Below are 24,891 nucleotides of genomic sequence, written 5' to 3' on the forward strand. Positions count from 1 at the left end.
TTTTCGCCACTGTTAATCGGCCGGGCGCGGCGCATTGTCAAAGGGCTGGAGGCGATTTGGCGCTGGCACGCCGCTATGCTAGTCGCCGGCTAATACGACGCGGGGAGAGCGAATCGAATGCGGATCTCAAGCAATGCGGCGGCCACCGCCGGCGCGGTTGTCCTTGCCTTGACGGCGACGGTAGGTCCGGCTGCGGCGGCGGAAGTGCACGGCCTTCCCGGTTCGACCATGTCATTGCTCTGGGCACTGCCCTTCGCCGGCCTCCTGCTCTCGATCGCCACGGGGCCGCTGCTCTACCCGCATTTCTGGGAGCATCACTACGGCAAGATCACCGCCGTCTGGTCGGCGCTAGCCGTCGTGCCGATGGCGCTGTCGTTCGGGACGGAGACGACGATGGGTGCCGTCCTGCACACGGTGCTCCTCGAATACATGTCGTTCATCATCCTGTTGTTCGCCCTGTTCACCATTTCGGGCGGCATCCTCGTCGCGGGCAACATCCACGGCACGCCGGCCATGAATGCCATGCTGCTGGTCATCGGGGCCTGCCTCGCGTCGATCGTCGGCACCACCGGCGCGTCGATGATCATGATCCGGCCGATGATACGGGCCAACGACAACCGGCCGTTCAACGCCCATGTCATCGTGTTCTTCATCTTCCTGGTTTCCAACATAGGCGGCGCGCTGACCCCGCTCGGCGACCCGCCGCTGTTCGTCGGCTTCCTGCGCGGCGTCGACTTTTTCTGGACGACAACCAATCTCTGGGCCGAAACGCTGATCGTCGGCGGCATCGTGCTCGTCGCCTTCGTCGTGATCGACATAGTGCTTCACATCCGTGAGGAGGGGATGCCGAAGATAAAGGATCCGACGCCGGACAAGAAGGTGCGCATCCGCGGCCTGGCCAATATACCGCTGCTTGCCGGCGTGATCGCGGCGATCCTGATGTCAGCCGTTTGGAAGCCCGGAACAGCCTTCACCATCGAGGGCGTTGAGGTGCAGTTGCAGAACCTGGTGCGCGACGGCGTCATCGTGGCGCTGGCGTTGATCTCGCTCTACATCACCAAGAAGGAATATCGCCGCGCCAACGGCTTCAATTGGGGGCCGATCCTGGAAGTGGCGAAGCTGTTTGCCGGCATCTTCATCTGCATCATCCCGGTAATCGCGATCCTGAGGGCCGGCCTTCACGGTGCATTCGCGCCGCTCGTGGGGCTGGTAACCGGGCCGGGCGGCGGGCCCAACGACTTCGCCTATTTCTGGATGACCGGCATATTGTCGTCGTTCCTCGACAATGCGCCGACTTATCTGGTCTTCTTCGAAATCGCCGGCGGCGACCCGGAGGTGCTGATGACAACGCTCGGCACCACGCTTGCGGCGATTTCTGCCGGCGCCGTATTCATGGGGGCCAACACCTATATCGGAAACGCGCCGAACTTCATGGTCTACGCCATCGCCCGCCAACAGGGCGTGCGGATGCCGAGCTTCTTCGGCTATATGCTGTGGTCGGGCGCGGTGCTGTTCCCGGTATTCATCATCGTCAGCATGATCGCCTTCAGCTCGGCCGGTTAGCTGCAATCCGGCGGATGGTTGAATTGTCCGCCGAACGGGAAATATCCTCCCTTTCGGAGGATGCCAGCGCACAAGACCGATGCCGCAGGTCGCGATCCATGCCGGGTCAGCCCCGGAACCTGACCAGCCCGCCAGAGGAAGCATCAAGCTGTTTCTGTGCGGCGATGTCATGCTCGGGCGCGGCATCGACCAGATCCTCGCCAATCCGGGCGATCCGCGGCTTTACGAGCGCTACGTCAGATCCGCGGCGACTTATGTGGAGCTTGCCGAACGCATCAACGGCCCGGTCCCGAGAATGGTCGAGGACGCCTATGTATGGGGCGATGCGCTCGCCGAATTGGATCGTGAAGCTCCCGACGCGCGGATCGTCAATCTGGAGACGAGCATTACCACCAGTCTCCAGCCGGTGCCCAAGGGCATCAATTACAAGATGCACCCTCTAAACATCGGCTGCCTGGCGGCGGGGCGGATAGACTGCTGCGTACTCGCCAACAATCACGTGCTCGACTGGGACGAGCCCGGCCTCGTTGAAACCCTCGACACGCTACGGCATGCCGGGATCGCCTATGCCGGCGCGGGGCTTGACGCGGACGAGGCGGCGGCGCCTTGCGTGATCGAAGCAGCAAGCGGAAGCCGTGCGCTCGTCTTCGGCTTCGGGCTGGAGACCAGCGGCATCCCGCTTTCATGGGCAGCCGGCGCCTACAAGCCGGGGGTCAACCTGCTCGTGGATGTCTCGGTCCGGTCACTCGATCAAATCGCCCGCTCGGTCGAGGCCATAAAGCAGCCCGGAGATATCGCGATGGCCTCGATACATTGGGGTGGCAATTGGGGCTACGAAGTCGCCGGGCAGGAACGAGCGCTTGCCCATGCGCTGATCGACACCGCAGGTTTCGATATCGTGCACGGGCACTCCTCCCATCACCCGAAGCCGATCGAAATCCATGACGGGCGGCTGATCCTCTACGGCTGCGGCGACTTCCTTACCGACTATGAAGGGATCACGGGATACGAGGACTTCCGGGGCGACCGGGCGCTGATGTACCTGCCGCGATTAGCGATGCCGGAAGGTACGCTTATTTCGCTCGATATCGTGCCTTTCCGGCTCCGCAAGTTCCGGCTGAACCGTGCCCCGCCCGAAGATGCCGACTGGCTCGCGGCCATGCTTGAGCGCGAGTGTTCGCCCTTCGGCACTCATGTCGCGCTAGGGAGCGATGGCCGTCTCGCTGTCTTGTGGTGAAGCTGTTGAACATGGCCGTTGACGAGGTCCGGCAACCCGGATTCTGATTGGAACCAGCGGCCTGCGATCCAGTTAGGGGATCAGAACTTCCCTTATCGAAGTACCGCCGTATCTTGCGGGAATTTCGGCGGCTCGAGCCGAAAGGATCACCATCATGCAGATCACCACTTTCAAGGACATGTATCTTGCCGAACTTCAGGAGCTTGTGAGCGCTGAAGGTCAACTTGGGGAATCGTTGCTGCAGATGGCGGAAGTGGCGTCGCATCCGGCTTTGAAGGACGCGCTGCTACACCATCGCGAGCAAACCGAGGTCCAGAAGGAACGTCTCGTCTCGCTGCTGCAGAAGCACGGCGCCGAACCCAGGGCGCATACCGATCAGGCGATGCAGGCGCTCATTCACGAAACCGAGAAAATGCTCGGCATGCTGAAGGGAAATGATCTCCGCGATGCGGGCCTCATCGCTTCCGCCCAGAGGCTGGAACATTATGAGATCGCGGCATACGGCACCGCCGCGGCTCTCGCGGGGCAGCTGGATCTGCGCGACGACCAGCGGATCCTGCACAGGAGCCTCGAAGAGGAGAAGCAGACGGATATCCTGCTGACCCAATTGGCCAAAAGCGAAGTAAATCCGGATGCGGTGGCGGCTTGAGGACCGCTCCGCATTTGCAAGTCATGGCCAAGGACGACGATACCGAGCAATTCACCTATCCGGGCGAGAAGGCGCGCCAAGGTGAAATCATCCTCAGAACGCGAGCGCGGCGCCTCATCTTCATTGCAGGGCTGGTGGGTTTTGTGGTGCTCGCAATCGTGCTGCAGATAGCGCTCTGAGGGCGAGGGCGGCATCCACATCGGCGCGCCGATCGGCATAACCAGCGGGCGATCAGCTTCGGGCTGCGGTTGCCTACCTGTCATTCGGTCTTGGCGGAAGCGGCCTGACGGCCGCCGACCGTGGGCGAGCCGCCGCTTTCCGACACAACGACGGTTTTGATGTTGACGAACTCCTTGATCCCATAGTGCGAGAGCTCGCGGCCGTAGCCGCTCTCCTTGACGCCGCCGAAGGGGAGTTTGGGATGCGATTGGACGGTTCGGTTGACGAAGACGGAACCAGCTTCGACGGCCTCGACGGCGAGGCGCTCACCACGGTCGATGTCCCGGGTGAAGATTCCGCCGCCAAGCCCGAACGCGGAATCGTTCGCCACGTCGATAGCGGTCTTCTCGTCTCCGACCGGAATAATGGCGGCCACCGGTCCAAACATCTCCTCGTCATAAGCGGGCATACCCGGCCGCACGTCGGTCAGGACGGTCGGCGGGTAAAAGGCTCCGGGTCCGTCGGGAATCTTGCCGCCCAGCAGGCAGCGGGCGCCCTTCGCCAGGCTTGTCTCGACCTGGCGGTGCAGCGCCTCGCGCAGGTCATGACGCGCCAGCGGGCCGACGGTCGTGTCCTCCGACAAGGGATCGCCCATCTTTGCCGCCCGCATTTCCTCTACGAATGCATCCTCGAAACTGGAATGCAGACTGTCGACAACGATAAAACGCTTGGCCGCGATGCAGCTTTGACCGGAATTGACGAGGCGGCCTTCGGCGCTCGCCTTGGCGGCAAATGAAACGTCGGCGTCGTCAAGCACGAGATAGGCATCGCTGCCGCCGAGCTCGAGGACCGTCTTCTTCAGCATCTCGCCAGCCTTGCGCGCTACGGCCCGGCCGGCGGGACCGCTGCCGGTAAGTGTGACGGCGCGAACAAGCGGATTGGCGATCAGGTCGTCGACGGAGCCGGACCCGATCAGCAGCGTGCGGAAAAGATGCTCCGGAAATCCCGCCTCGCGAAATACCTCCTCGATGGCGAGCGCACAGCCCGGCACATTTGAAGAATGCTTCATGACCCCGGCATTTCCCGCCATCAGCGCCGGCGCGGCAAAACGGAAGACCTGCCAGAACGGAAAGTTCCAGGGCATGATTGCAAGGATGACCCCAAGCGGCTGGAACGTGACGAAGCTCTTGGCGGCTCCGGTGTCGATGATTTCCGGCGCAAGAAAGCTGGCGGCGTTTTCGGCAAAGAAATCGCACCCGTCGGCGCATTTCTGCGCTTCCGCGACGCCCTGCTTTATCGGCTTGCCCATCTCTTCGGCCATCAGCCGGCCGTATCGATTTGACCTCTCACGAAGCAGGCGGCCCGCGGTGCGCATCGATTTCGCCCGCTCGGCGATATCGCGGCGACGCCACTGCAGCGAGGCTTCGTGGGCTTGCTCGACGGCCTGCCGAACCGCCGCCGGAGAGGTTTCCTCGTAACTCGCGACAGCTTTGCCCGTCGCCGGATTGACCGCGGTGAACGTCATCGGCGCAGCGCTATTCGATGACCGCGCAAGCCTGACGGTCGCCTGCATCCCCGGAGGGCTGGCTTTCATAGTCGTCCTGTCCGCCGTGGATCATCAAGGCCTTGCCGCGGATGTTCGTATCGCCTTCGTCCAATCGCACTGATCCGTTGAAAACCTGCGCGCGAAGCGTGCCGTCGGCGCCGACATATTGATTGGGCATATCGCCCGCATGCGGGCCGCCGTCGACGTTATATCCGTGCTTTGCGTCGGTCGGATTGAAGTGACCGCCTGCAGACTCATGTCCCGTTGCAGGATCGCAGGTTCCGGTTTCATGGACATGGAACCCCACCCACTGGCTCGCAGGCAATCCGGTGACTTCGATTTCGATCAGCACGCCGCCTTCGGTTCCCGTCAGCTTGGCGGTGCCGTTCTCTTCACCCGCCGCGTTGACGAAATTGGCGGTGGCGGAAGGCGGTTCCTGAGCGCCTGAGACGGCGGTCAGTGCGAGGATCGCTGTGGCGGTGATGATAGCGCGCTTCATGTCCATGGTTCTCCCAGTCGAGCATCATGACGGTCAAACTGCACAGGCGCGTTTTTGTTCAGCGGAAATCGCACGCAGGACTGGCAATCCGGCTGTGCGCCATCAGCGCCACCGGGGAACAAACCGATGTGAGATGGCGTTTCGCCCTGTCGGCCGAGGAACCTAGCGAATGCGTGCTCTGCCGATCTCGCTGGTGTAGCCAATGCCGACAGCCGCCGGCGACCAATCGGAATAGTTCATCGCCCGAAGATTCATCTCCCGCAGGAGCGGAAAATCGGAATGACTGACGCGAGCCGTCCGATCGTCCTCATCACAGGCTCCAGCGGCTTCCTCGGCCAGGCGATCGCGCTTGGCCTGAAGGATCGCTACCGCGTGATCGGCCTCGACGTTGCCCAGCCGAGAAAGCCGATCGAGGGGATGACCACAATCGAGATCGACCTGACGTCCGACGAGAGTGTCGATGAATCGATGGCGCAGGTGCGCGCCCAGGCCGGCGACCGCATCGCGTCGGTCATCCATCTCGCCGCCTACTACGACACGACAGGGGAGGACAATCCGAAATACGACGCGGTTACGGTGCGGGGCACGCGTCGCCTGCTGAAGGCGCTGAAGGAATTCGAGACGGAGCAGTTCGTGTTTTCGAGCACGCTTCTCGTTCACGCCCCGAGCCCGGAGAAGGGCGTACGGATCGACGAGAATTCCCCACTCGATCCCGCATGGGCATATCCGCGGTCGAAGACCGAGACGGAGGCGCTGATCGCAAGGGAGCGCGGAGGCATCCGCACGGTGACGCTGCGGCTCGCAGGTGTCTATGACGAGGACTGCCGCGCCGCCTTCATCGCTCAGCAGATCGCCCGGATTTTCGAGCGGCTGCCGACCGCCTACCTGTTCGCCGGGGACATCAAGAGCGGCCAGCCTTACCTGCACAAGGACGACCTCGTCGACGCAGTCGTGCGGACGGTCGACCGTCGGCATGAGCTTCCCGAGGAGACCGTGCTTTTGATCGGCGAGGAAGAGACGCCATCCTACGAAGAGATGCAGAAGCGGATCGGCCGACTCGTGCATGGCGAGGACTGGCAGACAGTCGTCCTGCCCAAAAATCTCACGAAGCTCGGGGCTTGGCTGCAGACCGAGGTTCTGGAGGAGGACACCGACATCAAGCCATGGATGATCGAAAACTCCGACGACCATTACGAGATCGACGTCTCGCGCGCCAAAGCCCTGCTGGGCTGGCAGCCGCGGCACAGCCTGACCGGCACGCTTCCCGAAATGATCCGCCGGCTCAAGGCCGATCCCACCGACTGGTATGACAAGAACAAGCTCGAATCTTCGGTTGTTGCGGCTTCGGAGCCCGAGATCGACCAGGCTGAAAGGCGACTGCAGGCACCGCTCGAACGCAGCGAGCAGGAGGTCGAGGCGGCGATGGAACGGCACAGGGCGTGGACGCTCTGGGCGCCGCTCGCCAATGTCGCGCTCGGACTCTGGCTGGTCACGTCGCCGTTGATGCTCGGCCTGTTCGATCCGGTAACGGCGCCAGTTCCCCCAGCTCTCGGACATGAGATCGCCGAACCCGGACTCCGCAACATGCGGCTCGGCATCAGCGAGATCGTGTCCGGGCTGTTGGTGATGCTCTTTGCCTTTGTCGGCATGAGCCGCCGCTGGCGCTGGGTGCAGTGGATTGCAGCATCGATCGGCATCTGGGTGATGTTCGCGCCGCTGGTGTTCTGGACCACGAGCGCCGCCGCCTACGGAATCGACACGCTGGCCGGCATGCTGATCGTTGCTTTCGCGGTAATGGTCCCGCCGACGCCTGGCGTCAGCCGGCGCGCTTTGGCGGCCGACGACGACCGGCCGCTCGGCTGGAGCTACTCGCCGTCGTCCTTCACCCAGCGCATCCCGATCATCGCGCTCGCCTTTATCGGGCTGTTTGTCTCCCGCTACCTTGCCGCCTTCCAGATGGGGCATATAGACGGTTTATGGGATCCATTCTTCGGGCCGGGCGGTGCGCCGGTCTCGAACGGCAGCGAGGCCGTCGTGACGTCCTGGGTCTCGAAAGGGTTTCCGATCGCGGATGCCGGGCTCGGAGCCTTTGCCTACGCGCTCGATATCCTTGCCGGAGCCATCGGCGACCGCCGCCGCTGGCGCACCATGCCGTGGATGGTTTTCCTGTTCGGTCTCCTGATCATCCCGCTCGGCGTAGTCAGCGTCAGCTTCATCATCATACAGCCGCCGCTGATTGGCGCGCTCTGCACGCTATGCATCATCCAGGCCGCCGTCACCGCTATCCTCATCCCGTATTCGATCGACGAGGTGCTGGCCACTTTGCAGTATCTCTGGCGCGCCAAGAAAGCCGGCGAGCCGTTCTGGCGAACCTTCTGGATGGGCGGGCCGGCCTTGTCGGAGAACCAGACACCCGAACCCGACCTTGACCGCCCGGTGGGAATCGTGTTGCGCGATTTCGTCATCGGCGGCGTGACGTTCCCGTGGAATCTGGTGGCGAGCATCATCCTCGGAGCGCTTTTGATGGCAACGCCATTGGTGTTCGGCACCCAGCCGCCGCTCTATTTCAGCGATCATGTGGTTGGCTGCCTCGTCATTCTTGTCGCCGTCACCGCTCTGGGGGAGATCGTCCGGGCCGTGCGGTTCCTCAACGTGGCGCTCGGCGCCTGGATCGCGGCCTCGCCGTTCATGCTCGACGGGGCTTCTACCGCCGGAACGATCGCCGCTGTCGTGATAGGGCTTGCACTCATCGGGCTCAGCCTGCCGCGCGGCGTCCGCAGCAAGGAACATTACGGCGGATGGGACCGGGGGATCGTCTGAACTGGCTGCCGATATCTCGCCTGTTCACGCCGCTCAGATATCGAGGAGCGCGTAGGGGCGGCCGGTCGGCTTCTCCACATCCGCGGCCACATTGTAGACCGGAGCGCCGCCCGGCGTGCGCCCTTCATAGGCGCCGCGGTGCGCATGACCATGCACTACGGCGCTCACCTGGAAACGATCAATGGTTTCGGCAAGCCGGGACGAACCGAGAAACGGGAAGATTTCCGGCGGTTCTCCGGCGACGGTTTCCAGGATCGGCGCGTAATGCAGCACAACCACGACACGTTCGGAGCGGACCTGTCGCATCGCATTCTCCAGACGTATCGCCTCGCCGACGCTTTCCGCCACCATTGCCTTGATTGCCGGCTCTCCGAAGGAACCGAGCATGCGCCGGCCGAAGCCGCCGATGAATCCTTTGACACCGACAAAACCCACGCCGTCGATTTCGGTGGCCTGTCCGTCGAGCAAGTGGACGCCTGCGTGCCGCAGGATTTGGGTGATCTCCTCCGCGGCGGCGCTTTCGTAGTCATGGTTGCCGAGGACGGCGACGACGGGCACCGAGCAGGCGCGCAAATCCTCTGCCAGGATTTCGGCCTCGCGCGGCTTGCCGAGATCGGTCAGGTCGCCCGTGATCACCAACGCGTCGGCCACGTGCGATATCTCTCCAAAGAGGTCGCGGAAGGACGTGTTCTGGTCCTCTTTCACGTGGAGGTCGCCCATGGCGGCGATTTTGAGCGTTTCCCGGTCAGCCATGCAGAAACAACTCCCGACACGATCAGTCGTTGCGCCGCTCGCCGTCGCCGCCCACATCGGCGAAGCCCCATTCGCCGACGTCGAAGTCGTAATCGGCCAGCGAGTACATTCGGCCGCGGCAGATCTTCATATGGGACGGGGGCAGTTCGCGCTGCTTGGCCAGACGATCGAGCAACTCGTCCAGCAGCCATTCAGGGACATGGGCGCGCTCGCTGGGATAGATCCAGCGGAAATTCAGCAGATGGACGAGCAGCACTTCCCAGTGCGCTTCCATGTAGACGAGCAGACGCTGCCAATCGATCTGGTCGTGCGCCCTTAGAAGCAGATGGGCTACGTCGGCCCCGTCATAGCGATGTCTCGTCTGGATGAAAGATTTGGACCAGACGAGTTCCGTTGGCCCGATGATACGCACGGGAATGCCGAACAGCTCGATCGCGCACGCGTGCTCGAACCAGGAATCGCCGACCGGCACGGCGCCGTTCGACGAGGAGAAGATGACATCGAAAAAATTCCTGCCCTGAAAGACCTTGCCGAGCCAGCGATCGTCCTCGACCTCGACGGCGTATCCCTTGTCCTTGAAGAGGGCGAGAATGCGCGTGGAGTCCCCGGCTTTGCAGAAGATGTCGAGATCCTTCGTCTCGCGGGAGATTCCCGTATAAGCGCTTACGGCGTAGGCGCCGGCGATCAGGAAAGGAAGCCCGCTGGCGGCGAGTTCGCCGATGGCCGTGGCGTAGAATGCCTCCGCCTCCGGGTGCTCATGCGTCGGCGCGGCCTTCGCGTCGATGGAGGCATTCGTTTCCGGGATCGAGCCCGATCCTTGGCGAGCGGCCATGCGTCAGTGCCTTCCGGGAATGCGCCCAGGTTCCTTCCTTGAACATTGAACGATGTCCGCAGGTTCCGTGGCGTGTTTTCGTTTGGCGGCAGTTTGCGATCATCCGGACGGAAATCTTGCATGCCTAAGCCTACTGCTTCGGCTTCCCGGTGCCCGGCGGTTCGTCCTTGCGGTCCGTCTGCCCGGCGACCGCGTCAGCCTGCGTCTCCGTGGAATATGGGGAAGGCTGGGCCTTATCGAGATCGCCGCCGTCGGCCACCCTGCCGCTCCCTCCCGTCGCAAGGTCGGCACGCCTGTCGGCCGAAGGGCTTGTTTCGCTGTCCTTCCAGACTTCCTTGGGATCGGTCAGGTCTTCGGTATCCGGATTGGCCTTCCGTCGCGCGTGCACGGTATCTGCCCCTGTGGTCCGGGACAGCTCGGCATCCTTGCCACGATTTCCTGTCATGTCAGCCTCCGGCTTGCTCATTTCCTCGCTTCGCCCCGGTCCGGATCCTTGCCCGCCGCCTGGCTGCTCTTCCTCGGCTGTTCATCCTTCTTCTTCTGGTCGCCGCCACGGTTTCCGCCGCGCGTTCCCTTGGGCTTCTTCGCCGTGCTTGCATCCTTCAGGTTCATTGCCATCAAAGCCTCCATCGCTGGCAGCCGATCCGAACGATCCTCACAGCCAACGGAACAGGGGCATGGTGGTTCCGAAGGTATGCGACGGCGATGAAGCTACGGCCGCGACTGCCCAAGGCAGTCCGCCCCGGATCGGTCTATTCCTAAGGTTGGAGCAGTGCGAGGCCGGTTTGAGGATCATGCAGGCGCCGCAGATGCGCCGGCGATTCATTGACCAGGATTTCCAGCGTCGGCCTGACGCGCGCCTCCTTGAGATGCCCGGCAATTGCAGTCCCGTCGCGTTTGCCGAGGACAGCATGGACATGCAAGGCTGGCTCGCCCTCGCGGTCAAGCGCAATGTCGCCGATCAGAGCGGCGACCTCCGTCTGCTCCGTCACCGGAATCGGCTGGTATTCCCTGGTCTCCCAGTCGAAGAAGAGCAGTGTTGCCTCGCTGAACGCTCCGATCGCGGTTATCTGGGCTGCCGACAGTTGCTCCGAGCGAGCCACCTTGCCGAGGCAGGACATGATCTCGTCGCCGATCTCCAGCACGACAACGTAGGTGCGCAAACTACCTTCCTGGTGCAAAAGCCTGGTTTTCATCCGCTTCTCTCCTGCTTTGCATCGACCGCAAGGGCCTATTTCGCGCGCATCTTTCCGTTGCGGAACGATCAGCCTCTTTCTCGGTTATCAACATGGCGTCCAATGACGCCGTTGCCAGCACTGAACCCGCGAAAACGCCGAACCTGTTCGGAGCGCAGCCATGTCAGAGGTGCTTTCAAACGATGTCAGAGAAGTTCGGGTCGAGCCGGAGGGCCTCGGCGGGCTTCTCGGAGTCCCAGATGGCGCACGCGGGATCGTGGCCTTCGCGCATGGGAGCGGCAGCGGCCGCCTGAGCCCCCGCAACAACCACGTCGCTGCGGCGCTCAGGCAGGCGGGCCTCGCTACATTCCTTCTCGACCTGCTCACCCCGGAAGAGGAACACGACAGGCGGAACGTGTTCGACATCGATCTTCTCGCGGGACGCCTTGTGCTGGCGACACGCTGGCTTCGGCAGAGACGGGAAACATCACAATTGGCCGTTGGATATTTCGGCGCGAGCACTGGCGCGGCCGCGGCCTTGCGGGCTGCGGCCGCCGAACCGGATATCGCTGCTGTCGTTTCGCGCGGCGGCCGGCCCGATCTTGCGCTGGAAGTTCTGCCGGCGGTGCGCGCGCCGACGCTGCTCCTTGTAGGCAGCCGCGACGGCCCTGTGATCGGCATGAACGAGCAGGCCTACCATGCCCTGCGTGCAGAGAAGCGGCTCGTGATAGTCGAGGGCGCAGGACATCTGTTCGAGGAGCCGGGCACGCTCGACGAGGTGGTTCGCCACGCCACGCAGTGGTTCCTGGACCACTTGAATCCTTCCGTTGAAAGGACCTGAACGGTGTTTGATAAACCGCAAGCTTTCCTTGATCGCCGGGAGGCGGGTCGCCAGCTCGGTAAAGAGCTGGCGAAGACCGACTGGCGTGACCCGGTCGTGCTGGCGCTGCCGCGCGGCGGCGTTCCAGTGGGATTCGAGGTGGCCAAGGAGCTCCACGCGCCTCTGGACGTGCTCCTCGTCCGCAAGATCGGCGCTCCGGGGCATCCGGAATTCGCAATAGGCGCGGTGGTCGACGGCAAGGACCCGCAATTGGTCGTGAACGAGGAGGCCGCGCTGATACTCGGCCCTTCCTCGGACTATCTGGAGGCCGAAAAGAAACGCCAGCTCGTTGAAATCGAGCGGCGGCGCGAACGCTATCTCGGAGCCCGGGCGTCCGTGCCGATCGGGGGGCGGACCGCTATCGTCGTCGACGACAGCATTGCCACCGGAAGCACGGTGAAGGTTGCGTTGAAGGCGCTGCGGCGCAGCGATGCGGATCGCGTGGTTCTCGCGGTTCCAGTCGCGCCTCGAAGCACTATCGAGGCTCTTCGGGATGCGGCCGACGAGGTCGTCTGTCTCAGCACGCCGGAGCCTTTCCATGCGGTCGGCCTGCATTATGTCGACTTCGAGCAGACCTCGGATGAGGACGTCATCCAATTGCTGAAGGCGGCTGCGGCGATGCCCGCGGAACGCTGACCGGCGGTACTCACCTGAAAGGATCACGCAATGCCGCTCACCCTCAGTAGCCCCGCCTTTTCCGACGGCGGCCCGATTCCAGAAAGGTACACGCGCGACGGCGAGAACGTCTCGCCGCCCCTGAAATGGTCAGGAGTTCCGGACGGCGCCAAGAGCCTGGTTCTGGTCGTGGATGATCCGGACGCCCCGCACGGAACCTTCGGCCACTGGGCCGTTTTCAACATCGCCCCGAACCTCGATGGTCTGCCCGAGGCCGAGGGCGGCAGGCCCGGCCCGGAAGCCCTGAGGCAGGGCAAGAACGATTTCGGCAACGCGTACTATGACGGCCCCGAGCCGCCCAGGGGGCACGGCGTCCACCACTATCATTTCCGTCTTGCCGCGCTCGATGTGCCGAGCCTCGATATACCCGGACAGGTCGGCGTCACGAAGATTTGGGAAGAGGCGCGCAAGCATGCCGTAGAGGAAGCCGAGCTTGTCGGAACCTACCAGCGAAACTGATCAGACAAGCCGAGCTGATCCCATTCAGCCTGCCTGGAACGGCTATTTTGTCCGGGAAGTTCACCAGATGGAATCCCGACGAGGATACCGGGTCATCGACGCCGGGCAGGTGAATACGAGCATCGCGGGAGCGAATGGCGAATGACGTGGTCCTTCAATCTTGGAACGATTGCCGGCACGGCGGTGCGCGTGCATGTGACTTTTGCGCTCCTGCTCGTGTGGATATGGCTCATGCATTATCGCATCGGCGGTGCGCCGGCGGCCTGGGAAGGGGTCGCGTTCATCCTCGCCATCTTTGCCTGCGTCGTGCTGCATGAGTTCGGCCACATCGCCGCGGCTCGCTACTTCGGCATCAAGACGCCGGACATCACGCTTCTGCCGATCGGCGGCGTCGCCCGGCTCGAGCGCATGCCCGAAGAGCCCGGCCAGGAATTCGTAATCGCTATCGCCGGTCCGCTGGTGAATGTGGTCATCGCCGCGCTCATCTTCGTCGCACTTGGCGGATCGGCCGGGGTCGAGCAGATGGCGCAGGTGGAGGACCCGCGTAGCGGATTTCTGGTCAGGCTCGCCGGGGTCAACGTCTTCCTCGTGCTGTTCAACATGATCCCGGCGTTCCCTATGGACGGCGGCCGGGTCTTGCGCGCTGCCCTGGCGTCCCGCATGTCGTGGGCGCGAGCGACCCAGATCGCCGCTTCGATCGGCCAGGGGCTCGCCTTCGTCTTCGGCTTCATCGGGCTCTTCTACAATCCGTTCCTGATCTTCATCGGCATCTTCGTCTATCTCGCCGCGGCGGCGGAAGCGCAGGATGCCCAAATCCGCGACGTCGCCGCCAGCGTGCTGGTCGGAGACGTGATGGTCACCGACTTCGTCAGGCTGGAGGGCACTGCGAATATGGACCAGGCGATCGAGGCGCTGCTGGCGACGACCCAGCGCGAATTTCCGGTGGTCGATTCCGCCGGCCGTCTCGAAGGGCTGCTGACCCGCGACGACATGATCCGCGCGCTGAAGGAGACCGGACCCGGAGCGCCAGTTTCCAGCGCGATGCGGACCGACATACCCAGCATCCATTCACGCCGATCCCTCAGCGAAGGCTTGAGGATGATGCAGCAGAAGAGTGTGCCGGCCATCGCAGTCACCGATCGTGCGGGTCACCTTGTCGGTCTCATGACCTACGAAACCATCGGAGAGATGATGATGGTGCGGGCTGCTGTGCCGGAAGGCTTTCGTTTCGGCCGGCTGCGCCGGGCCAACCGGCACTCCACTCAGGTCTAGTCATTCCGGCAAGGCACTGCCCGGTCCAAAGGGGGCAATGCCTGTACCCGTTGCCAGCCGAACACGCGACTTTGAACATGGTTAGGAACCGCCTGAAGACTCGGCTGTTAGGAAAGCCAAGGACAAGGAGGCTAGCATGCCCATTGGCTTTTTAGACGAAAGCGCGTCCGTTTCGGCGAATGGCGGTCGCACGAGGCGATCTGATGCGCCATGACAGGCGTAAGTTCCTGATGTTGACGGGGACCGGCCTGGCGGCGGTCTCGGCAGGATCCCTGGTCCAGCCCAACCAAGCCACCGGGCAGGCGTCGGCAACTGATACGGGCAATAGCGGGAGCTGGGACACGGTTCGTGCGGCGTTCGATCTCTCCGAGGACCGCATTCACATGAGCGCGATGTTGATCGCCTCGCATCCCAAGCCCGTTCGTGACGCGATCGAGGAGCACAGGCGCGGTCTCGATGCGGATCCTGTTGGCTACCTTGAAAGGAATGACAGCCGATTGACCAGGGCCGTCCGTTCGGCGGCAGCCGGGTACTTGGACACGCACGCGTCCCTCGTCGCACTTACCGATAGCACCACGATGGGCCTTGGACTTGTTTACAACGGGCTCAGACTGCGGCCAGGACAGGAAATAATCACCACGGACGAAGACTACTACGTCACGCATGAATCGGTGCGCCTTGCTACGGCGCGGAGCGGCGCCGACATGCGAAAAATAGCGCTTTTTCAGAACCTTGACGGCGTCACGGCGGAGGAGATCGTCGATCGGATCGCGCGGGAGATTGGGCCGTCAACACGTGCCCTTGCCGTCACGTGGGTGCATTCGAGCACCGGGTTGAAGATTCCGGTCGCCCGAATCGCCGAACGGCTCCAGGAAATCAATGCCGGGCGTGACGAAGACGACCGGGTGCTGCTTTGCGTCGACGGGGTTCATGGTTTTGGAACCGAGGATTCCGACATGCCCGGTCTCGGTTGCGATTTCCTGATGGCTGGCTGCCACAAATGGCTTTTCGGCCCGCGCGGCACCGGCATAATCGCAGCCAGCGAACGCGGCTTTTCAGCCACCCGGCCAACCATCCCCAGCTTCATCGATGATTCTACCTTCTCTGCATGGATCAACAACGAAGCGCCTGCTGGTGCGAACGACGGCGCCCGGATGACGCCCGGCGGCTTCAAAGCCTTCGAACACCGGTGGGCGCTGACGCAGGCATTCGAGTTCCACGACGGAATGGGCAAGGAGAACGTTGCGGCGCGCACGCACGAACTCGCTGGAGCCTTGAAGGAAGGTCTTGCCGGATTCACCAATGTTTCACTGGTCACGCCGCAATCGCCGGAGCTTTCCTCGGGAATCGTGTCTTTCGACGTCGACGGCATTTCACCGCAGCAGGCGGTTTCAGCCTTGAGGGAGCGTGGAATCGTGGCCTCGGTGGCGCCTTACACACGCCCGCATGTGCGGCTGACGCCAAGCGTCCGGAACACGGAAGCCGAAATCGAAACTGTGCTTTCCGCGGTCCATTCGCTTGTCGACTAACGGTCGGCGGGCGGCCGAATGATTCGGGCCTAGCTTCTCCGGCGCAATTCATCATTGATCATCCCGCCTGCGGCCAAACCGGCGGCCATCGCCAGAAAAGTCGCCGCGATGGACCGCTTCGACAGCACGGTCTCCCAACCCGGCGTCAACCGCTTGGGCACGAGGCCGTAGTCCACCGCCGCAGCGATCGCGGCAGCCCCCAATGCGTCGCGAAGCATGACAAGCGGCGGACGAGGCGGCCTGGAGGCGAGCCACGTTTCGAACAAGAACGCCCAGAAGATGGAGGAGGCGTGATGCGTGCCGTAGCCGACAAGCGTATGCGCAACATCGGCATGGCGGACGGATCCGGCTTTCTCGCCGTAGAGCCAGTGGCTGGTCGAATTCGTGGGCTGCAGGGCGCCCTTGCCTTCGGTTCGTGCAAGCAGGCCCAGCACGGCCGTGGTGGCGACGCTGACAACTGTGCCCGAAATGGCCGCGGACAATCCTGTTTGCAGCGGACGGTTCATTTCAGCCTCCGTAGCCTGGAGCGCGCTGCGGCAGCGCCATCCCGGTCGCGCACTCGGTCCTGTTCTCGAACGAATCGGGAGCAAGACTGTTCCTGGGATCGCAGGTTCAATATCAACTGGGCTCCAGAATTTGCGGAGCGCGTGATAGACATTCACGGCGCAGGACACCGAGGTGCGGCATGCAGATCATCGTGACCGGGGCGACGGGATTGATCGGCTCGGCCGTCTGCGCAAGGCTTTCCAGCGAGGGTCACGCCGTCATCGCTGTCGTGCGCGGCAAGGGTTCTCCCGCCATTGCGGCCAGCCACACCATTGTCGTCGACTTGGCGGCCGCAACGCGGGCCGAGGATTGGCTGCCTCATCTTGTTGGCGTCGATGCTGTGGTGAACTGCGCTGGCGTGCTTCAGGACAGCCCGCGGGAATCGACGAAAGGGGTCCATGCCGAAGGAGCAGGCGCATTGTTCGCCGCGTGCGAAGCGGCGGGCATCCGCCGCGTCATCCATTTTTCCGCGATCGGCGTCGACCGCGGGACCGTCTCGGAATTTTCAAGGACCAAGCTCGCCGGTGACGAAGCGCTGATGGCGCGAGACCTGGATTGGGTCATTCTGCGGCCCTCCGTGGTGCTCGGCCGCAACGCCTTTGGCGCCAGCGCGCTCTTTCGCGGCTTGGCGGCATTGCCATGGCTGCCGGTGATGCCGAATGCCGGACCTCTCCAGGTGGTGCAGCTCGACGATGTCCTGGACACAGTCTCGTTCTTCGTGGATCCCTCAGCTCCGGCGCGTTGTGCGCTTGAGCTGGCGGGGCCGGAACAACTCGCGATGCAGGACGTGGTGGGCCGCTACCGCGCGTGGATGGGCTGGCCGCCCCCGCGCACGATCACGCTTCCCGAATGGGCTGCAGCGGCCCTCTACCGCCTTGGCGATTTCGCCGGCTCGCTCGGCTGGCGGCCGGCGATGAGAACGACTGCCCGCAAGGAGATCGCACGAGGTGCGGTAGGCGATCCGCGCCCGTGGACGGCGATGACCGGAATCGAGCCCCGGCCTCTCGCGGCCGCCCTGCGGGCGGAACCGGCGTCCGTTCAGGAAAAATGGTATGCGAAACTGTTCTTCCTCAAGCCGGTCATCTTCACGGTATTTCCTGTCTTCTGGCTGGTTACGGGGATCGTGTCGCTCACGACGGGATATGACGCGGGCGTCGACCTTATGCGGCGCGCAGGCGCGGGAGCGCTGGCAGCGCCCGGGGTCGTCTCCGGCGCGCTTGCGGATATTGCCGTCGGCCTTGCCATCGCCTACCGCCCCACGGCCAGATACGGCCTCAGCGGTGCGCTGGCGCTCTCCCTGTTCTATCTGGCCGCCGCCACCATCCTGCTTCCGGGGTTGTGGAGCGACCCGCTGGGCGCGCTGGTCAAGATTTGGCCGATCCTCGCCCTGAACCTTGTCGCACTGGCCATACTGAAAGAGCGCTGATGCTGTACTTCATGCTCAAATATCTGCACGTCATCGGCGCGTCGGTGCTGCTCGGCACCGGAGCCGGCATCGCCTTCTTCATGCTGCTCGCCCACCGGACGGGCGAGGCACGCATAGTGGCTGCCGTTGCGAGGATCGTCGTCGTCGCCGACTTCCTTTTCACCGCCACCGCGGTCGTCCTGCAACCCATCACTGGCATCGCGCTGGCCTGGCATGTCGGCTATTCGCTCTGGGACGGATGGATCGTCCTGTCGATCCTACTCTATCTGGTCACCGGCGCCTTCTGGCTTCCGGTCGTCGGGATGCAGATGGAAATGCGAAAGCTGGCGGAACAGGCGGCTGCCATCGGAGCGCCGCTGCCGCCCCGCTACCACAGCCTGTTCCGGTTGTGGTTCCTTTTCGGGTTTCCGGCTTTCGGCGCCGTCATGGCGATCTTCTGGCTCATGATCGCCCGGCCGAACCTGGAGTGGTGATTGCATCGAAGTGGCAGCAGTCGGCCAAGATCGGCTTTTGCGGAACAAGCGCATCGGGCGACCGTTCCTGGAACAAGCGAGGCGCTGCCTCGCAATCGCCGACGAGGAGACTGGCCATGGCAAATCCAGCGAACGAGCGGCCCGGCAGGTATGGCGCCGATATGCAGAGGGCCCGTCCGGATGGCGACCATATGCCGGACCGGACCTTCGGCGACGATGAAAACTGGAACGATTTGGGCGGTACGGGCGTGCGCTACGGCGGCAGCTCAAGCGGCGGCTACGGCACCGGCGGCGCCGCGCTGGACTACCGGGACGTCGTCGGAAGCCGCTACGACTGGGAGCATCGCTACTCGGATGCCCGGCAGGTATTTCCGGAGGAGGGCCGTCATCGCGGACGCGGACCTCGCAGTTACACCCGTCCGGATCAGCGCATCCGCGAGGATGTGAGCGATTGGCTGACCGAGGATCCGCATATCGATGCGTCCGACATCGAAGTGACCGTCGAGAGCGGGGAGGTCACGCTTTCCGGCACGGTCATGAGCCGGCCGGTCAAGCGGCGCGTCGAAGATCTCGCCGAATCCATTCCCGGAGTGAAACACGTGCAGAACAATCTGCGGATCCAGAACAGGGCCGGTGTTCTCATGGGCGCCGGACGCAGCACCGGCGGCACGCCAGGGGGCTCGACTGGCGGTCAAGGCAATACCCCGACGATATTTTAAATGCTGAAATTGCGAATGGGGAGCGCAGTCGGGGTGACCCTGCGCCTAAATGTAGGGAAGCGTCCCGAGTGACGAGTAGCGCTCATTCAGGCGGTTCAGGGTCTCCAAATCCTCTTCGCCGATATCGAAATCAAACACGGCTATATTCTCTTCCAGATGCTGCCGCTGGTTGGCTTTGGGCAAGGGGGCGGAGCCGCGCTGCAGGTTCCATCGAATCAGCACCTGCGCCGGGGATTTGCGGTACTTGGCGGCAATCCCGGCAAGCGTCTCGTCCCGCAGTCGCCTGGTGCGCGTGAGGGGGCTGTATGCCTGAATGACGATCTTCTTCTCCTGGGCATAGCGCATCATGCCATCGCTGTAGCCGAACGGGCTCCACTCGATCTGGTTGACCGTCGGGACTTCGTCCGTCGCTTCGATCAGCGCGTCGATGAGGTCGATGGAGTAGTTGCTGACGCCGATGTCTTTCGCCAGGCCGTCCTCCTTCGCACGGATCAGGCCTTGCCACAGATCTTCTCCCGCTCCTGCGCGCGGTGGGCGGTGTATGAGCATGAGATCGGCATAGTCCAATCGCAGTTCGTCGAGATTTTTGCGCGTCGCTAGATATGCGTCGTCCGTTTCCTCCACTTTCGTGACCAGGAAGAAGTCCGCGCGCTCGATGCCGCTCCGATTGATTCCGTCAGCAATACCGGGCTGGGTGCCATAATCTCCGGACGTGTCGATCATGGCATACCCCAGTTCCAGGGCAGCGGCGACAGTTCCAGCCGTGTCGTTTGTCAACTGCCACGTGCCGAGGCCCAGAACGGGCATCTTCTTGCCAGTATGCAGCGTTATCTCACTCTTCGGGTCCATATCCGTGCCTTTGTTTGGCGGCGACATCCCGGTTTGTCCGTGGAACCCGGCCGTGCTCTCGCACCCAAACATCCGCTCGGTAAAAGTGTTCCGGTCGGCAACCCGGCAGACATAAGTCTGCCTGTTCTCTTTTCCGGCGCGGTTCCAACCGGTTCGCTGCCGGTGCGAGCGAGCGGTAGGCAGCGGTAGTTTGGCGGGAACCATCTTCATGCCGGCTGGTTCGGTGAATGAGGAATGGATAGGCCGGACGAACGCCACAAGCGCGGCAGGTCTGCAGTCTGCAAGAGGTTCATCGACGAACCAAAAGACCGCTCAGGCGCCGATGCTGTTCCCGGCCTCCGAAACAGGGAGATGCACAATGAAAGTAGCTGAGCTAATGACCCCGAAGGTCCATCTCGCCAGCCCTGGGGAGTCGCTGCGCAAGGTCGCCAAAAGAATGGCCGCCGATGGTGTCGGGTTCCTGCCTGTCGGGGAAAACGACAGATTGGTCGGAACGATCACAGACCGCGATATCGTCGTGCGCGCCGTCGCCGAGGGCAAGGACGGCAATGCGACCGTGGCCGATGCGATGACCCGCGACGTCAGATATTGCTTCGACGACGAAGAAATCGAAGACGTCGTTCAAAATATGGGAAACATCCAGGTAAGGCGGCTGCCCGTAGTCGATAGAGACAAGCGCCTTGTTGGGGTGATCTCGTTGGCCGATGCGGTGCTGAAGGACGATCCGGCGACGGTCGGCGTTGCCCTTACCGGGGTGGTTGAGCCCGGCGGCACTCACGCGACGTGAATCGTCTGACCGAAGTGCATCCGCCGACCGCAACGGAGCTCCGATCGACATATCCGACAGCGATCGGAGTTCCGAGTCCGACCGCAGGGTCGTTGCTTCCAAACGTCATCTGACCGCCACCCATCTCTGGGTTGTGTCTCCGGAGACGAAGCACATAGCCCCCGGCTCGTCCCTGACGATGGCGAAGCCCATTGGCGGCAACTGACGGCTGCGGCGTCCGCGATCCAAATGAAGCTTACGCCGCCAGCCGTAGCCTTACTCCATACCGAGCGCGGCCTTGTAGAGGTCGAGGATCGCTTCCTCTTCCTGGCGCTCGGCCTGATCCTTCTTGCGCAGCCGGATGATCGTGCGGACCGCCTTGGTGTCGAAGCCGGTTCCCTTCATCTCGGCGAACACTTCCTTGATGTCGTCGGCGATGGTCTGCTTTTCCTCTTCGAGCCGCTCGACGCGCTCGATGAAGGCGCGGAGCTGGCCTGCGGCAACAGTCTGGCTGGTTTCGGTGATCTCGTCGGCCATGCATTTCTCCAGGGGAAGGTGTCCGCGACTCGCGGCTCAAGGTGGAGCGTTCGATGCCCGAAGGCGCGGGAGGGGTCAAGGGCAGAATCCCTGTCCCAGCCGCCATCTTCCCCGAGCAGTCGCATGTGATCTTACTCCTCACACGGCTCGCCATCCTCTTTCCTCTGGGGGAGCGGAGATTGCGGCGGGAAAGTCGCGCTTCCTCTTCTCCCCAGCGCGGGCATGTTGCGGAATTCCGGCGTCCGCAAACGTTCCTGGAAGGTCCTGGAATCTTTTGGGAAATATCCCAGAATCCGATCGGGAGCGCGTTCGTCCGGTTTGGGATTATGCAACAGGTCCGCTAGGGGAGAAGGGAGAATGCCTACTCGTCTTCTTCGCTATCCTTCGACTTCAGCGCCGTCAGCTTGGCGAACACGGCGTTGGCGTCGAGTTCCTTGTCCTCGTCCTTGGGCATCTCCGTCTCCGGCGTCAGCCGCTCGGTCATCGAGGCCGGCAGCAGCGTGTCGCCGGCCGGAGCCGCCGGCTGCCTGCCATGCGAGGCGCGCTGCACCTCGATGTCGAGGTCTATCTGCGAGCAAAGGCCGAGCGTCACCGGGTCCATAGGCACCAGACTGGAGGAATTCCAGTGCTTGCGCTCGCGGATCTGGTCGATGGTCGATTTGGTGGTGCCGACCAGCCGCGAGATCTGTGCGTCCTTCAGCTCCGGGTGGTTCTTAACCAGCCAGAGGATGGCGTTGGGGCGATCCTGGCGCTTGGACAGCGGCGTGTAGCGCGGGCCCTTGCGCTTTGATTCAGGCACACGGACCTTCGGGTCGAGCAGCTTGAGCTTGTGATTCGGATCGGCTTCCGCCTTGGCGATTTCCTCGCGGCTGAGCTGGCCGGTCATGATCGGGTCCATGCCCTTGATGCCCTGCGCCGATTCGCCGTCGGCGATAGCCTTCACCTCAAGCGGATGCAGGCTACAGAACTGCGCGATCTGCTCGAAAGACAGCGCCGTGTTGTCGACCAGCCAGACTGCGGTCGCCTTCGGCATCAGAAGCGTATTGGCCATCAGATAATATCCTCTCGTTCGCCCGCGTCCCGTGCGCGGGCGGTGGTCAGACCACCGAAAATGGGAAATTCGAGGCGTATATAACGCCGTTTCCGGCCGGGGGCAAGAAATCTTCGCCGGGGCGACAGCCTGTCATGGAACCGTCGTGGAAGCGTCATCCCGTTGAAATATCGGGCGCTCAAATCAGGACCGCACCCTATCGAACAGGAGAGGTTCTTCGATGCCCCGCTATTCCCGCCTTTTCGCCCTGACCGCCGCGCTCGCGGCTTCGGTCGCGATGCCTGCCCATGCCGAGATGATGTTCAACCGGATCGCCACCTTCGCCGTCGCCGACAATTTGCCGGCCGATGCCGACCGGACAAAGCCGACCTCCTCCGAAATCATCGCCGCCAGCGAGGACGGCATGACGCTGGTCTATTCCGATAGCCCGCTCGGAGCCGTCGGTTTCATCGACATCACCGATCCCAAGGCGCCCAAACCGGCAGGCATGCTCAAGATCGAAGGCGAGCCGACCTCGGTCGTCGTGGCAGGCACGAAAGTGCTGGCCGGCGTCAACACGTCGGAAAGCAAGACTGCCCCTTCCGGCAACCTTGCCGTCATCGACCTCGCCTCGAAAGCCATCGAGAGCACTTGCGATCTCGGCGGCCAGCCGGATTCCCTCGCCTTGAGCAAGGACGGAAAATTCCTGGCCGTCGCTATCGAAAATGAGCGCGACGAGGAGTTGAACGACGGCGAAATCCCGCAAATGCCCGCGGGCGATTTGAAGATATTCACGCTCTCGGCTGGCGTGCCCGACTGCGCGACTATGAAGACCGTGACGCTCACCGGCATCGCGGAAGTGGCGGGCGACGATCCGGAGCCGGAATTCGTCGCCTTCAACGAAGCTGGCGAAATCGCTGTGACGCTGCAGGAAAACAACCACATCGCCATCGTGGACGCTGCCACAGGCCAGGTAACCACGCATTTTTCGGCGGGTTCCACCTCGCTCGAACACATCGACACGAAGAAGGACGGGGCGCTGACCTTCACCGGCAAGGCCGAAAATGTCGCCCGCGAGCCCGACGCCGTGAAATGGCTCGACAATGACCGCCTCGTCGTCGCCAATGAGGGCGATTACAAGGGCGGCTCGCGCGGCTTCACCATCTTCGACAAGGCCGGCAAGGTGCTGTTCGAGGCTGGCAAGGTGCTGTTCGAGGCTGGCAACGCTCTCGACCACGCCGCGGCCAATGTCGGACACTATCCGGAGCATCGGAACAAGAAGGGCGTCGAGCCGGAGGGCCTGGAGACCGGCAAGTTCGGCGACGAGCAGCTGTTCTTTGTGGCGCTGGAGCGCGCTTCGCTGATCGCCGTCTACAAGGACGCAGGTGCCGCTCCGGAACTTCTCCAGCTTCTGCCTTCTGGCGTCGGCCCGGAAGGCCTGGTTGCCATCCCCTCGCGCAACCTCTTGGTCACTGCCAACGAGGCAGACCTCGTCGAGGACGGCCTCGCCCGCTCGCATGTCATGGTCTACGAGCGCGCCGATGGCCCGGCCGCCTATCCGCAGATCACGGCGGCGCTGACCGACGAGGGAACGCCCCTCGGCTGGGGCGCGCTATCGGGCCTCGCCGCCGACCCGAAGGGTGCCGGCCAGCTCTATGCCGTCTCGGATTCGGTCTATCGCTCCGCGCCTTCGATTTTCACCGTCGACACGACGCAGACCCCGGCGCTGATCACGGCAAAGACGATCGTCACCCGCGACGGCATGCCGGCCCAGAAGCTCGACCTTGAAGGCATCGCACCTGACGGTGACGGCGGCTTCTGGCTGGCTTCAGAAGGCAATTCCGGCAAGCTGACGCCGCACGGCATTATCCGCGTCAACGACAAGGGCGAGATCAAGCAGGAGATTGCCTTTCCGGCGGAACTTCTGGCTCATGAAATCCGCTTCGGCCTCGAAGGCATCACCACAGTCGGCGAAGGCGACGACCTCACGCTCGTCATGGCGATGCAGCGCGAGTGGAAGGACGATCCCAAGGGCCAGGTCAAGCTTGTCGCCTACAAGCCGAAGGCCAAGGAATGGTCGGCCGTGCGCTATCCGCTCGAAGCTGCCGGCGCGGGCTGGATTGGCCTGTCGGAAATCACCGCCCATAACGGCAAACTCTACATCGTCGAGCGTGACAATCTGATCGGCGCGAACGCCAAGGTGAAGCGCGTTTACAGCGTGGGGCTCGACGCGTTCAAACCGGCGGCGCTCGGCGGTGAACTGCCGCTGGTCGAAAAGACGCTCGTGCGCGACCTGATCGAAGATCTGAAGGCGGCCGCCAACGGCTATGTCGTCGACAAAGTCGAAGGTTTCGCCATCGACGCTGGCGGCGAGGCATTCATCGTCACCGACAATGACGGCGTCGACGATTCGTCCGGCGAAACGCTGTTCATCCGCCTCGGCAACATCGAAGCTGTCAACTGAGGTCTGGACTGCAAAAGAAGGCCGTGGCTATTG

The 24,891-nt window shown here is 63.0% G+C and carries 26 protein-coding genes; 15 read left to right on the top strand and 11 right to left on the bottom strand.

What is annotated here, in order from left to right:
• Window positions 1–117 precede the first annotated feature (117 nt).
• The 4 genes from MAXJ12_RS05645 to MAXJ12_RS05660 all read left to right on the top strand — a co-directional run bounded on the left by MAXJ12_RS05645 (window position 118) and on the right by MAXJ12_RS05660 (window position 3,628).
• Window positions 118–1,563, top strand: a complete 1,446-nt coding sequence (locus MAXJ12_RS05645; protein ID WP_008834822.1) for a sodium:proton antiporter — start codon at window positions 118–120, stop codon at window positions 1,561–1,563.
• 79 nt (window positions 1,564–1,642) lie between these two features.
• Window positions 1,643–2,800: a CapA family protein gene (locus tag MAXJ12_RS05650; protein WP_008834823.1), complete on the top strand. Its 1,158-nt coding sequence runs from the start codon at window positions 1,643–1,645 to the stop codon at window positions 2,798–2,800.
• A gap of 154 nt (window positions 2,801–2,954) precedes the next feature.
• On the top strand, window positions 2,955–3,449 hold the full coding sequence (locus tag MAXJ12_RS05655; protein ID WP_008834824.1) for a YciE/YciF ferroxidase family protein: 495 nt from the start codon (window positions 2,955–2,957) through the stop codon (window positions 3,447–3,449).
• 23 nt (window positions 3,450–3,472) lie between these two features.
• Window positions 3,473–3,628 (top strand): hypothetical protein, encoded by a 156-nt coding sequence (locus tag MAXJ12_RS05660; protein ID WP_008834825.1) that lies wholly within the window; start codon window positions 3,473–3,475, stop codon window positions 3,626–3,628.
• An 80-nt stretch (window positions 3,629–3,708) separates the two neighbouring features.
• Here the strand turns inward: MAXJ12_RS05660 and MAXJ12_RS05665 are convergent, their stop codons facing one another.
• Together MAXJ12_RS05665 and MAXJ12_RS05670 are read right to left on the bottom strand one after the other, a co-directional pair.
• Entirely contained in the window at window positions 3,709–5,133 is a 1,425-nt protein-coding gene (locus MAXJ12_RS05665; RefSeq protein WP_050898791.1) for an NAD-dependent succinate-semialdehyde dehydrogenase, read from the bottom strand.
• Window positions 5,134–5,143: 10 nt separating this feature from the next.
• Complete coding sequence (locus MAXJ12_RS05670; RefSeq protein ID WP_008834827.1) at window positions 5,144–5,659, bottom strand: superoxide dismutase family protein; 516 nt, start codon at window positions 5,657–5,659, stop codon at window positions 5,144–5,146.
• Window positions 5,660–5,932: 273 nt separating this feature from the next.
• On the opposite strand from MAXJ12_RS05670, the gene MAXJ12_RS05675 reads away from it, so the two are divergent.
• Window positions 5,933–8,473 (top strand): NAD-dependent epimerase/dehydratase family protein, encoded by a 2,541-nt coding sequence (locus MAXJ12_RS05675; protein ID WP_008834828.1) that lies wholly within the window; start codon window positions 5,933–5,935, stop codon window positions 8,471–8,473.
• Between the two features lie 33 nt (window positions 8,474–8,506).
• On the opposite strand, the gene MAXJ12_RS05680 is transcribed toward MAXJ12_RS05675, so the two are convergent.
• From MAXJ12_RS05680 to MAXJ12_RS05695, 5 genes are all read right to left on the bottom strand, one after another.
• Window positions 8,507–9,226, bottom strand: a complete 720-nt coding sequence (locus tag MAXJ12_RS05680) for a metallophosphoesterase family protein (RefSeq protein ID WP_008834829.1) — start codon at window positions 9,224–9,226, stop codon at window positions 8,507–8,509.
• A gap of 22 nt (window positions 9,227–9,248) precedes the next feature.
• Window positions 9,249–10,058 (bottom strand): nucleotidyltransferase family protein, encoded by an 810-nt coding sequence (locus tag MAXJ12_RS05685; protein ID WP_008834830.1) that lies wholly within the window; start codon window positions 10,056–10,058, stop codon window positions 9,249–9,251.
• A gap of 130 nt (window positions 10,059–10,188) precedes the next feature.
• Entirely contained in the window at window positions 10,189–10,503 is a 315-nt protein-coding gene (locus MAXJ12_RS05690; RefSeq protein ID WP_139043800.1) for a hypothetical protein, read from the bottom strand.
• Window positions 10,504–10,520: 17 nt separating this feature from the next.
• On the bottom strand, window positions 10,521–10,676 hold the full coding sequence (locus MAXJ12_RS38160; RefSeq protein WP_008834832.1) for a hypothetical protein: 156 nt from the start codon (window positions 10,674–10,676) through the stop codon (window positions 10,521–10,523).
• Window positions 10,677–10,816: 140 nt separating this feature from the next.
• Entirely contained in the window at window positions 10,817–11,254 is a 438-nt protein-coding gene (locus MAXJ12_RS05695) for a PPC domain-containing DNA-binding protein (protein WP_008834833.1), read from the bottom strand.
• 160 nt (window positions 11,255–11,414) lie between these two features.
• Here MAXJ12_RS05695 and MAXJ12_RS05700 point away from each other — a divergent pair, with 160 nt between their 5' ends.
• The 5 genes from MAXJ12_RS05700 (at window position 11,415) to MAXJ12_RS05720 (ending at window position 16,048) form a co-directional block, all read left to right on the top strand.
• Entirely contained in the window at window positions 11,415–12,074 is a 660-nt protein-coding gene (locus MAXJ12_RS05700; RefSeq protein WP_008834834.1) for a dienelactone hydrolase family protein, read from the top strand.
• A gap of 3 nt (window positions 12,075–12,077) precedes the next feature.
• Window positions 12,078–12,749 (top strand): phosphoribosyltransferase, encoded by a 672-nt coding sequence (locus MAXJ12_RS05705; protein WP_008834835.1) that lies wholly within the window; start codon window positions 12,078–12,080, stop codon window positions 12,747–12,749.
• A 30-nt stretch (window positions 12,750–12,779) separates the two neighbouring features.
• Window positions 12,780–13,247, top strand: a complete 468-nt coding sequence (locus MAXJ12_RS05710; protein ID WP_008834836.1) for a YbhB/YbcL family Raf kinase inhibitor-like protein — start codon at window positions 12,780–12,782, stop codon at window positions 13,245–13,247.
• A gap of 141 nt (window positions 13,248–13,388) precedes the next feature.
• Window positions 13,389–14,519, top strand: coding sequence for a site-2 protease family protein (locus tag MAXJ12_RS05715; RefSeq protein ID WP_008834837.1), 1,131 nt, complete (start codon window positions 13,389–13,391; stop codon window positions 14,517–14,519).
• 203 nt (window positions 14,520–14,722) lie between these two features.
• On the top strand, window positions 14,723–16,048 hold the full coding sequence (locus MAXJ12_RS05720) for an aminotransferase class V-fold PLP-dependent enzyme (RefSeq protein ID WP_040585042.1): 1,326 nt from the start codon (window positions 14,723–14,725) through the stop codon (window positions 16,046–16,048).
• A gap of 29 nt (window positions 16,049–16,077) precedes the next feature.
• Here MAXJ12_RS05720 and MAXJ12_RS05725 read toward each other — a convergent pair whose 3' ends face one another.
• Window positions 16,078–16,554, bottom strand: coding sequence for a hypothetical protein (locus MAXJ12_RS05725; RefSeq protein ID WP_008834839.1), 477 nt, complete (start codon window positions 16,552–16,554; stop codon window positions 16,078–16,080).
• A gap of 179 nt (window positions 16,555–16,733) precedes the next feature.
• Here MAXJ12_RS05725 and MAXJ12_RS05730 point away from each other — a divergent pair, with 179 nt between their 5' ends.
• From MAXJ12_RS05730 to MAXJ12_RS34275, 3 genes are all read left to right on the top strand, one after another.
• Window positions 16,734–18,020 carry an SDR family oxidoreductase gene (locus MAXJ12_RS05730; RefSeq protein ID WP_008834840.1) on the top strand — a complete coding sequence of 429 codons (1,287 nt, stop codon included), beginning with the start codon at window positions 16,734–16,736 and terminating at the stop codon, window positions 18,018–18,020.
• Complete coding sequence (locus MAXJ12_RS05735) at window positions 18,020–18,493, top strand: DUF2269 family protein (RefSeq protein ID WP_008834841.1); 474 nt, start codon at window positions 18,020–18,022, stop codon at window positions 18,491–18,493. Before MAXJ12_RS05730 ends, MAXJ12_RS05735 begins: the two co-directional genes overlap by 1 nt.
• A gap of 116 nt (window positions 18,494–18,609) precedes the next feature.
• Window positions 18,610–19,212: a BON domain-containing protein gene (locus MAXJ12_RS34275; RefSeq protein WP_085983879.1), complete on the top strand. Its 603-nt coding sequence runs from the start codon at window positions 18,610–18,612 to the stop codon at window positions 19,210–19,212.
• Between the two features lie 45 nt (window positions 19,213–19,257).
• Here the strand turns inward: MAXJ12_RS34275 and MAXJ12_RS05745 are convergent, their stop codons facing one another.
• A complete protein-coding gene (locus MAXJ12_RS05745) occupies window positions 19,258–20,271 on the bottom strand; it encodes an aldo/keto reductase family protein (RefSeq protein ID WP_244421448.1) in 1,014 nt (337 codons plus the stop codon).
• Window positions 20,272–20,419: 148 nt separating this feature from the next.
• Between MAXJ12_RS05745 and MAXJ12_RS05750 the strand changes: the two genes are divergently transcribed.
• Window positions 20,420–20,848 (top strand): CBS domain-containing protein, encoded by a 429-nt coding sequence (locus MAXJ12_RS05750; RefSeq protein WP_040585003.1) that lies wholly within the window; start codon window positions 20,420–20,422, stop codon window positions 20,846–20,848.
• Between the two features lie 255 nt (window positions 20,849–21,103).
• On the opposite strand, the gene MAXJ12_RS05755 is transcribed toward MAXJ12_RS05750, so the two are convergent.
• On the bottom strand, window positions 21,104–21,364 hold the full coding sequence (locus tag MAXJ12_RS05755; protein WP_008834845.1) for a DUF2312 domain-containing protein: 261 nt from the start codon (window positions 21,362–21,364) through the stop codon (window positions 21,104–21,106).
• A 361-nt stretch (window positions 21,365–21,725) separates the two neighbouring features.
• Entirely contained in the window at window positions 21,726–22,415 is a 690-nt protein-coding gene (locus tag MAXJ12_RS05765) for a DUF1013 domain-containing protein (RefSeq protein WP_008834847.1), read from the bottom strand.
• 220 nt (window positions 22,416–22,635) lie between these two features.
• Here MAXJ12_RS05765 and MAXJ12_RS05770 point away from each other — a divergent pair, with 220 nt between their 5' ends.
• Window positions 22,636–24,858, top strand: a complete 2,223-nt coding sequence (locus tag MAXJ12_RS05770) for an esterase-like activity of phytase family protein (RefSeq protein ID WP_008834848.1) — start codon at window positions 22,636–22,638, stop codon at window positions 24,856–24,858.
• The last annotated feature ends 33 nt before the right edge of the window (window positions 24,859–24,891 follow it).

This window comes from Mesorhizobium alhagi CCNWXJ12-2 (genome assembly GCF_000236565.1).
GTDB lineage: Bacteria > Pseudomonadota > Alphaproteobacteria > Rhizobiales > Rhizobiaceae > Allomesorhizobium > Allomesorhizobium alhagi.